The sequence below is a fragment of the Desulfotomaculum sp. 1211_IL3151 genome (assembly GCF_036763075.1).
GTDB lineage: Bacteria > Bacillota > Desulfotomaculia > Desulfotomaculales > Desulfotomaculaceae > Desulfotomaculum.
Window position 1 is genome coordinate 60,736 of record NZ_JBAIYV010000013.1, and the last position, 10,424, is coordinate 71,159.

Consider the following 10,424-nt stretch of genomic DNA (forward strand, 5'->3'; position numbering starts at 1 on the left):
GGGGGTGAAAGCATTGTTTAAGAGAAAAAGACAAGTACCCGGTAAAATATTTATCTTGCTTGTTATTCTATGTCTTCCAGCTATAATTTTCTATGTGGACCGTCTACTTCAACCAACCCTTTTTACCATTGCCAGAGTAAAAGCGATCCATATGGCAACGGAAATAATGAATCAAGCCGTCATGGATAATTTAGCCAGTCAACAACTAAGTTATCAGGATTTAATTCAAATTCACAAGGATGAACAGGGAAAGATTGTTCTCGTACAGGCGGATACAATTAGGATTAACAGAGTTTCCAATGAAATAACCCTAATGATACAAGATTCCCTGAAAAAAATGGATAGTGAAAGCATTCATATTCCCCTGGGCCAACTATTGGGAATTCATTTGTTGGCTGCCCTTGGCCCGGATTTTAATGTAAAAATGATTCCTCTGGGTATTGTGCGGGTAGACGTTATCGATAAGTTTGAAGGGGCTGGCATTAATCAAACCAGGCATTTAATATGGTTGGATCTCAGCTCGGAATTCCAAATTGCGATACCATTATATAAAGAGGTATTTAAGGTTAGTACCAAGGTGCCTTTAGCCCAAAATATCATCGTCGGAGATGTACCACCTGCCCTGATAACGACACAGGGGGGGATTTTGGGAAGATAGGCTCATAGCTATCTCGGGAGTGAACAAAATGACAGCTGTACTAAAAATTACTTCAGCAATGATTATCTGGGGAAGCTTGGGGGTTTTTGTAAGGCATATTCATTTACCTTCGTTAGAAGCAGCCTTTTATCGAGCAGTGATTGCTACGCTGGTGCTATCGTTAGTATTTATTATTATTAAAAATAAAAACCTGCAAAGCATCCGTAAGAACCTGCCAATATTAGCCTTATCTGGCATTGCCATTGGTTTTAATTGGATCATGTTGTTCCAAGCCTACCGTTATACCACAATCTCCAATGCAACCTTAACTTATTATTTAGCACCGGTTTTGATTGTTTTAATATCACCCATCGTACTGAAGGAGAAACTGTCAGTTACTAAGATCCTATCCGTATTCGGTGGTATGGCGGGTTTGTTTCTTATTTTAAGCCAGCAAGCAAACCATGCGAATACAATGTATAATCATAGCTTGGGAATTACCTACGGGCTAATTGCCGCCGTATTTTATGCCGGGATTGTATTGTTAAACAAACGCATGAAGGATATTGATGGCTTTCAAATGACCTTTGTGCAATTGGCAACTGCAGCCCTGGTATTACTGCCTGTGGTTGCTGCAAGGAATAATTTTCAGATGGCCCAGGGGGACATCAAATATGTTCTGATTTTAGGTGTAGTACATACTGGTTTGGCTTATTTGCTTTATTTTTCGGGCCTAAAGGATATGAAGGCACAAAATGCTGCCTTACTTAGTTACCTAGACCCTATCTCTGCGGTGCTTTTCAGCACACTTTTATTAAATGAACCAATGGGATTATGGCAGGCTGTTGGTGGATTGTTAATTCTCGGGTCTGCTGTTTTTGGTACCAGGGAGCCAAAGCAAGAAGTAGTGACAACCGGATGAATGAGTTGTTAATTTTTTGCTTAGTGGCCATGAGCCATGAGCCATGGGCCTTGGACTTTATAATGAAACGGATGTTATTTTCAGGGTGGCGATTGGCCAACTAACTATGATATGATTGTTATAAAAGTAACAAGCAATGAGAAGGAGTCAGGGTATGAGCAAAAATCTAAGGTCCACAGACACGTTTAATTTTTCCTGTCATGAGGGACTGGCTTGTTTTAAACAATGCTGTAAAGATATCAATATCTTTTTAACACCCTATGACGTATTACGTTTAAAGCAATGTTTAGGAATGGATTCTGAGGAATTTCTAGAAAAACATACCCATGTTTTGAGTGCCCCTGGGTCAGGTTTTCCGGTGGTTATTCTTAAAATGAGGGAGGACAACCTGGTTTGCCCCTTCATTACCGATTATGGTTGCCAGGTCTATAAAGCCCGCCCTTGGTCCTGTCGGATGGCACCAGTGGAAGTAAGGGGTAAGGACCTCTATGGTATAGCCTTTGAAAAATCCCGCTGTCACGGATTAAATGAAAGCAAACAGTGGACGGTACAGGAATGGATGGAAAATCAGGGGCTGTTTGACTATGTTGAACCAGAAAAATTATTTGAACAAATTCCCCTTAAAATAAGATTAACCGGAGACAAGGCTTTCGATCAAGCGATTATGGCCATAATTTTTATGGGCTGTTACAATTTAGATCAGTTTCGGAGAATACTGCGGGATAATCCTGAATTAATTGGAAGTTCTCAGGCAGACTCTTTAACCGATGACCTTTCATTAATGAAGTTAGCCTTTAGGCGGTTACCGGAATTGATTAACGAGCATAAAAAATTGGAAGTGATAAAGTCAATTCTTGAAAAACAAGAAAGGGTTCATTTTTCTTAGTACGATCATCCCTGAAAGCTTATAATTCTGATAGTGAAATGAAAAGGGAATGCCGCAATAGTAAGCGGCATTCCCTTTTTGAATGTACGAATAATTCGCTTTGCTAATCTGCCCCACAATGGAACAGTGATAATATCTGGAACGCTTATTGCTGAATCAAGGCATAAAATAGAACAAATTATCACGAATGATTCCACTTTATATTTGGCACGCAAATTGCAATATATATCAGTTAATTCTGATAATTAAGGAAGATGATAACCCGACTTGCTGTCGGGTTATCATAAAACTAGTTTCTAATGATGATCCTCAGAGGGAATCCTATCCGGCAGGCCTTCTGGTTTCCGGTAAACACCACGGGGCACATAGTGGGTATGCAGGAGTTTGTGTGACTTTTCGCCCAGTGGTTCTACTAAAAACTCTTCATAGACGGCCTTAATGGCGGGGTTTTCATGGGATTTACGAATAGGTAGTTCTTCATCAGCCTTATAGATGCCGGCGATACGCTTGAGGCGTACTTCGAGGTTCGTGGGGATGGGTTGCCCGCCACCACCGATACAACCGCCGGGACAGCACATAATTTCGATGAAATGATAGTCAGCTTCGCCGGCACGTATCTTATCCAAAAGTTTACGTGCGTTACCTAAAGTATGGGCAACTGCAACTTTAACATCTAGGTCGCCAACTTTGAGGGTAGCTTCCTTAATACCTTCCATACCACGTACCGGAGTTAGATTTATATTAGGCATCGCTTCCTTGGTAAGAACTTCGTATACGGTACGGACTGCAGCTTCCATTACGCCGCCAGTGGCACCAAAGATAACTGCTGCACCTGTGGAAAGACCCATCGGAGCATCGTACTCTTCTTCGGCGAGACTTTCCCAATCAACACCGATCTCACGAAGCATACGGCCAAGCTCACGGGTGGTAAGGACAACATCAACATCTTGGTAACCGCTATCCTTGAGTTCGTCACGTCCTGCCTCAAACTTTTTAGCGGTACAGGGCATAATGGATACACTATAGATCGTGGCAGGGTCAATACCCTTTTTCTCAGCATAGAAGGATTTAGCCAAAGCACCAAACATCTGCTGAGGTGATTTACAGGTTGAAAGGTGTGCCAACAGGTCAGGATAATACATTTCGATGTATTTGATCCAACCGGGACTGCAAGAAGTAATCATGGGCAGTACGCCGCCTTCAGTCACACGCTTAATAAATTCATTGCCTTCTTCGATGATGGTAAGGTCTGCAGTAAAATCAGTATCCATAACACTGTCAAAGCCTAAACGACGCAGGGCCGCCACAAGTTTACCCGTGCTGACGGTACCAGGTTCCATACCAAATTCTTCGGCGATAGCTACCCGAACGGCTGGGGCAGTTTGAACAACCACATGCTTAGTGGAGTCATCCAAGGCACGCCACACTTTGCCGGTATCATCCACTTCGGTAATGGCGCCGGTGGGGCAAACCAAGGTGCATTGGCCACACATGGCACAGTTTACATCATTTAGTCCCTGGTTAAAGGGAGGGGCTACGATGGTTTCAAAACCACGGTTAATGGTACTGATGCATTTAATTCCCTGTACCTTTTCACAGACGGCCACACAGCGGCGGCATAGGATACATTTTCTTGGGTCGCGCACGATGGATGGTGAGGAGTTATCAATATCATCTTTTTTGTGGCTTTGGGCCGGTCTTACAAAGCGTACCTCTTTAAGTCCCATTGCTTCGGAAAGAGCTTGTAACTCACAGTTATTGTTGCGCAGGCAGGTATTGCACTCCTGCGGGTGGTTGGACTGAATTAGCTCCAGTGTCATTTTGCGTGAAGCTCTAACGACGGCGGAATTAGTTTTTACAACCATTCCCTCTGTCACTGGGGTAACACAGGCAGCCTGGAGGGCCCGGGCACCTTGAACTTCTACCACGCAAATACGACAGGCTCCGATGACATTAATTTCTTTCATATAGCAAAGGGTAGGTATATTAATGCCGATTTTTTTGGCGGCATCGAGAATCGTTGAACCCTGTTCAACTTCAAGTTTTACATTGTCAATAGTTAGTGTTACGGTTGCCATGCCTTTTCCCTCCTATCCTCTAGGATTTTAGGCCTTTGCGGGGCATTTTGCAAACGCCAGCCGGGCAGGTTTTATCCTTAATATGTGCCTCAAACTCATCACGGAAATAACGCAAAGTACTAAGAATGGGGTTTGGTGCAGTTTGGCCTAATCCGCATAGGGCAGAGGCCTTGACAGAATTAGCCAGTTCAACTAATAAATCTAAATCTTCTTCCTTGCCTAGACCCTTGGTAATGCGCTCGAGTATTTCTAGCATTCTTTTGGTACCAATACGGCAAGGGGTACATTTACCGCAAGACTCATCTTGGGTAAAACCAAGATAAAATTTAGCCAAGTCAACCATACAGGTTCCTTCATCAACGATAATCATGCCGCCGGAACCTACGATGGAACCCAGGGCTGCTAAGTTTTCATAATCAATGGGGGTATCCAGGTAAGCTGCAGGGATACAGCCTCCGGAAGGTCCTCCGGTTTGAGCTGCTTTGAAAGCTTTTCCATCCGGAACGCCGCCACCAATATCCTCAACCATTTCACGCAGGGTTAGGCCCAAGGGAATTTCCACTAAGCCAGTATTGGTAATTTTGCCTGCCAAGGTAAATACTTTGGTACCTTTACTCTTTTCGGTACCCATGGAGGCATACCATTCAGCACCATTTACGATAATGGGGCAAATGCTGGCCCAGGATTCTACGTTATTAATGATGGTAGGTTTATTAAAGAGACCAGAGACAGCGGGGAAGGGAGGACGTGGACGTGGTTCACCACGACGACCTTCGATGGAAGCTAGCAGGGCAGTCTCTTCGCCGCAGACAAAGGCTCCGGCACCCACACGAATCTCAATATCAAAACAAAAGTCTGTCCCCAAAATATTGTTGCCTAGTAAGCCAATTTCTCTGGACCGTTCTAAAGCTTTGTTAAAGTGGTCAATGGCCCGTGGATATTCCAAGCGAATATAGGCAAATCCTTTGCTTGCACCCACAGCATAACCGCCAACGGTCATGGCTTCAATTACGGAATAGGGGTCATCCTCTAATACCGAGCGATCCATAAAGGCACCCGGGTCACCTTCGTCACCGTTGCAAACAATATACTTTTGATCAGACTGCTGATCCAAAACAAATTGCCATTTTACACCGGTGGGGAAACCAGCACCACCACGACCCCGCAAACCAGACTTTTTAACCTCATCGACGACCTGTTGGGGGGTCATTTGCTTAAGCGCTTTAGCCAAAGCTTTATAGCCATCCATTGCTATGTATTCTTCAATGGATGTTTGGTTGATTAAGCCACAATTCCTTAGGGCGTTGCGTTTTTGTTTTTTGAAGAAAGTCATATCATTTTTGCGTGGTTGAACGGAACCATCGGCAGCATGATAACAAAGTCTTTCAACAATTTTGCCACCCATTAAATGAGTGGATACAATGTCATCCGCATCTTCCGGTTGTACCCGGCAGTAGTAATACCCCTCTGGAAATACTGTAATCACTGGCCCCATTTCACAGGTACCCATACAACCGGTAACCACAACTTTAACCTGGTCTTGCAGGTTATTTTTCGTAATGGATTCTTGGAGAGATTCCAGTGTATTTTTGCAGCCAATGGAAATACATCCAGTACCACCGCAAACTAACACATGATATTTGTAGTTGTCGGAGGGTTCTTCACCCAAGCGTAATTTTATTGTTTCTTTAGCAGTTGCTCTTAATAATTCGAGCTCTGTAAAATTCATATATTTCACCTCCCTGGAGGTATTATTCATATTTTGCTAATACTTCAGAAACTTTTTCAGCAGTCATCCGAGGGAAAACTTCCCCATTAACTGTCATTACGGGGGCAATACCGCAGGCCCCTAAGCACCTTACTAAATCCAAACTAAAACGGCGATCTTCGGTTGTATTGCCAGCCTTAATACCCATTTCTTTTTCCAACATTACCTGAACCTCAGGTGCTCCTTTAACGTAACAGGCTGTGCCAAGACAGAGGTTAACGGAATGTCTACCTCTGGGACGCAGACTGAAAGCTGCATAAAAGGTTGCAACTCCGTATACATCGCTGAGAGGCACCCCTAACGCTTCTGCAGCTTGAACTAAGGTGTCTTTGGGTAGGTAGCCGTGTATTTCCTGAATACCTGCCATTACCACAATAAGTCCATTGGGATTGCCCTTATATTGGGCAAACAGTGCATCTAATTTACCTTCTTGATTACAGTTGCATTTGCATTCTGCACCCATGGATGGTTCCTCCTTTCGTCGGAAGCGTATTTTTAATTTGTCGCTTCTGTTATTGTTCAATAGTTGATGGAATGATGCTTGGTTCGATATCACCACCCTCCAAATAATACTTATGAGAACAAAGAAAGATTAATCCATTATGCATAGGATTAATACACAGTATTTTTGAAATTTTACGAAAAAACGTTACAAAGGGAGTGGCATTAAGCGAAAATCGGTTGACCATAATGGTCAAAAAGGGGAGTAAAATCCTTAGTAAGCCCTGAAGTTAAGAAGATATATTGATCATAGGCGTCAACACAGGGTTCAAAAGTTGGCATATCCGGCATATTTATGCTAATTTCATTGGTGATGGAGTTATTGGCAATAGCTGTAATAATGATCTGCCCGTTGACTAGTTGTTGTAAGACCAACTGTCACACCTCCATTACTAAATATTCTATAACTTTCTTTTTTTTAAAAATGTCATTGACATGACAAAAAATACATTAAAGTGTGTCTAGTGATACTTATTAAAACATTAAAAATATTCAAAAAATTATAATTTAGGTTTATTCTACTCCAGTTTGTTCGTAAGCGTCAAGTACTTTTAAGCCAACTTAATTAATAATATTTCGACAACCGGTCTTAGTTTATATGTATATTTTAAACGCAGAAAGTATGCCGCTCCCCCTAACAATTGCAGCATTTTAAAAAAAGAAATGTCGCTAGCTACAAAGTAGTTTCGCGACATTTCTTTTTGTTTATTTATATTTAAAGTTTGATTGAGTTAAGGACATTCTCGGGGCTGACATTCATAATGTTGTTGTTTACTTTAACGGATACCCCATCACCGCAGTTTTCCAGGCAAAAGGCACCTTTTATTTTGATCGGTAAGCCAGCTAATTTTTCAATAACAGAAAGGGAACCTTTTTTGATGCAGCCTTCGCCAAGACACACTGTAATTTCCGGTCCTTCAGCATCCTGCAGGGTAATTTCATTACCGGCAACACGCTTTTTGGGATGATAATGGGTATGAAGTTCCTGGTGTGTCTCATGGTTGCAGCAACCACCCCAGTATTTTTCAAAGATATTGTTAAGATCTTCGTTGTCCTGGGCCTTGTGCAATTCCAGTTTTGCATCGATTTGATAAATTTCTTTGGCTCTGGCCTGACGGTGTTCCGAATCATTTTGGCAGGGCTGACCGCCGCCGCCTACACAACCGCCTGGGCAAGCCATAACCTCTACAGCCTGAATATTAAGTTCTCCGGTTTTAATCTTTTGAATTAACTCTTCTGCGGCGGCAAGTCCATTAACCACGGCTAGCGTTAGCTTATTGTCACCGACATTAATACTGGCAATTTTGGTGTCATTCATACCCCGGGTAAAATCGATGTCAATTCTGCCGTCCGCATTCAGTAATTTACCGGCTACATAACGAATGACCGATTCCATTACACCGCCGGTGGCACCAAACAACACACCAGAGCCGGTGCCTTGCTGCATTGGCTGATCAAAGGCGGCATCTTCCAGAGCCTCAAAGAGGATACCGGCTTCCCTAAACATTCTGGCGGCTTCCACGGTTGTTAGTACAGCATCCACATCGTAAGAGCCATCTGTGGTAAATTCCGGTCGCTTGGCTTCGTACTTTTTAGCTGTACAGGGCATGATGGAAACAACATACATATCCTGGGGAGCAATTCCCAGTTCTTTAGCATATTTTTTCTTCAGCACAGAGCCAAACATCTGTTGTGGAGAGCGACAACTGGATAAATTATTTAATAATTCGGGATGGAACTGTTCAGCATATTTTACCCAGCCAGGACAACAGGAAGTAAAGAGGGGTAGGTTTTCACCCTTTACCAGCCTAGTTAAAAATTCGTTGGATTCTTCGATGGTTGTCATATCCGCTGTAAAGACAGTATCAAATACCTTAGCAAAGCCCAGTTTACGTAGGGCGGAGACAATTTTACCCGTTACCTCGATGGACCCAAGGTTGAATTCTTCCCCTAAAGCTGCCCTAGGGGCAGGTGCGATTTGGCAAACCACTGTTTTATTAGGATCGCGCAGGGCGGCCCAAACCTCATCGATGGCTGAAGAGTTAGAAGTCAAGGCGCCGCAGGGGCAAACGGCGATGCACTGGCCACAGTTAATACAGGCCGATTCAGAGAGGGACTGGTCCATCCCAGACACGATTTCTGTACGGGAACCACGGTTCTTAAAGTCCCATACGCCAATGCCTTGTTTTTCCTTGCAAACCCGTACACATAGGCCACATAAAATGCACTTATTAGGGTCCCTAATAATGGAGGGGCTGGATGTATCCACTGGTGCCACAATCGTACGATTAGGATACCGTAACCTCTTAATGCCGTAATCACTGGCGTATTTTTGCAGCTTACAGGCCCCACTGGACTCACAGGTTGTGCATTCCCGGTCATGGTTTGCCAGAAGCAGCTCAAGAACCATTTTGCGGACTTTATTTACCTTTTCGGAATTGGTGAAGACAACCATGCCGTCCATTGGTGCAGTGGAGCAAGAGGTTTGAATCCCCATTTTTTCTATCTCTACCACACATAAGCGACATGCTCCCGCCACCGTTAATTCGGGGTGGTAGCAGAGGGTAGGGATATTGATACCTGCTTTTTTAGCAACGGCTAAAATATTTTTTTCGTCTGTGAAATCGATTATTTGACCATTAATGGTAATTTTTCCACTCATCACGTCACACCCTTTCTCAGATACCGGCTACCTGATCTCGATGGAACCGAATTTACATTTTTCCATGCAGGCGCCACACTTTAGACATAATTCTGTATTAATAACATGCGGTTGTTTCTTATCTCCGGTAATGGCACCAGCGGGGCAGACTCGGGAGCAGACAGTACAGCCCTTACATTTATCAGGATCAATGTAGTATTCTTTTAAGGCCTGACAGGCACCGGCAGGACATTTCTTATCACGTACGTGAGCCAAATACTCGTCACGGAAGTAACGGAGAGTGGTAAGAACCGGGTTAGGGGCGGTTTTGCCAAGCCCGCATAATGAACCGTTCTTAACGTTTTGGGCCAATTCCTCTAACAAGTCGAGGTCGGCCTCGGTTCCTTTACCCTCGGTAATCTTAGTTAACAGGGCCAGAAGTTGTTTGGTTCCTTCACGACAAGGCACACATTTACCGCAGGATTCGTTTTGTACAAAGCCCATAAAGAACTTGGCTGTTTCTACCATACAGGTATCATCACCCATCACAACCAGTCCCCCGGACCCGATCATGGCTCCTGCCTTCATTAGTTCATCATAATCAAGGGCGATGTCTAATTTATCTTCCGTCAAGCAACCGCCGGAGGGTCCGCCAATTTGTACGGATTTATATTTTTTACCATCCCGCAGACCACCGCCGATGTCAAAGACCACTTCGCGCAGGGTGACACCCATTGGTACTTCCACCAGACCGGTATTTTGTACCTGACCGGCCAGGGCAAAGGTTTTGGTCCCAGAACTTTGTGCCGTACCATAACTTTTAAATAAGGCGGCACCATTATTGATGATGAAGCGAAGGTTTGCTAAGGTTTCTACGTTATTAATAATGGTTGGGCAACCCCATAGCCCTTTAACAGCCGGGAAGGGGGGGCGGGGGCGAGGCATACCACGTTCACCTTCGATAGAGGCAATGAGGGCAGTTTCTTCACCG

The 10,424-nt window shown here is 43.8% G+C and carries 9 protein-coding genes; 3 read left to right on the top strand and 6 right to left on the bottom strand.

The genetic code is table 11. From position 1 onward, the window contains the following. Positions 1 to 4 precede the first annotated feature (4 nt). The 3 genes from yunB (at position 5) to V6C11_RS02600 (ending at position 2,445) form a co-directional block, all read left to right on the top strand. Positions 5 to 658 carry a sporulation protein YunB gene (yunB, locus tag V6C11_RS02590; protein WP_333529518.1) on the top strand — a complete coding sequence of 218 codons (654 nt, stop codon included), beginning with the start codon at positions 5 to 7 and terminating at the stop codon, positions 656 to 658. Positions 659 to 686: 28 nt separating this feature from the next. After that, positions 687 to 1,559, top strand: a complete 873-nt coding sequence (locus tag V6C11_RS02595) for a DMT family transporter (protein ID WP_333529519.1) — start codon at positions 687 to 689, stop codon at positions 1,557 to 1,559. A gap of 154 nt (positions 1,560 to 1,713) precedes the next feature. Then, positions 1,714 to 2,445: a YkgJ family cysteine cluster protein gene (locus V6C11_RS02600; protein ID WP_333529520.1), complete on the top strand. Its 732-nt coding sequence runs from the start codon at positions 1,714 to 1,716 to the stop codon at positions 2,443 to 2,445. A gap of 296 nt (positions 2,446 to 2,741) precedes the next feature. Here V6C11_RS02600 and V6C11_RS02605 read toward each other — a convergent pair whose 3' ends face one another. From V6C11_RS02605 to V6C11_RS02630, 6 genes are all read right to left on the bottom strand, one after another. Next, positions 2,742 to 4,523: an NADH-dependent [FeFe] hydrogenase, group A6 gene (locus tag V6C11_RS02605; protein WP_333529521.1), complete on the bottom strand. Its 1,782-nt coding sequence runs from the start codon at positions 4,521 to 4,523 to the stop codon at positions 2,742 to 2,744. A 19-nt stretch (positions 4,524 to 4,542) separates the two neighbouring features. Further along, entirely contained in the window at positions 4,543 to 6,252 is a 1,710-nt protein-coding gene (locus tag V6C11_RS02610; protein ID WP_333529522.1) for a NuoF family protein, read from the bottom strand. Between the two features lie 22 nt (positions 6,253 to 6,274). Further along, entirely contained in the window at positions 6,275 to 6,754 is a 480-nt protein-coding gene (locus V6C11_RS02615; protein ID WP_333529523.1) for an NADH-quinone oxidoreductase subunit NuoE family protein, read from the bottom strand. A 203-nt stretch (positions 6,755 to 6,957) separates the two neighbouring features. Then, entirely contained in the window at positions 6,958 to 7,167 is a 210-nt protein-coding gene (locus V6C11_RS02620) for a hypothetical protein (RefSeq protein ID WP_333529524.1), read from the bottom strand. Positions 7,168 to 7,507: 340 nt separating this feature from the next. After that, a complete protein-coding gene (locus tag V6C11_RS02625; RefSeq protein WP_333529525.1) occupies positions 7,508 to 9,454 on the bottom strand; it encodes a [FeFe] hydrogenase, group A in 1,947 nt (648 codons plus the stop codon). 27 nt (positions 9,455 to 9,481) lie between these two features. Beyond that, a partial coding sequence (locus tag V6C11_RS02630) for an NADH-ubiquinone oxidoreductase-F iron-sulfur binding region domain-containing protein (RefSeq protein ID WP_333529526.1) occupies positions 9,482 to 10,424 on the bottom strand: 943 nt, incomplete at its 5' end.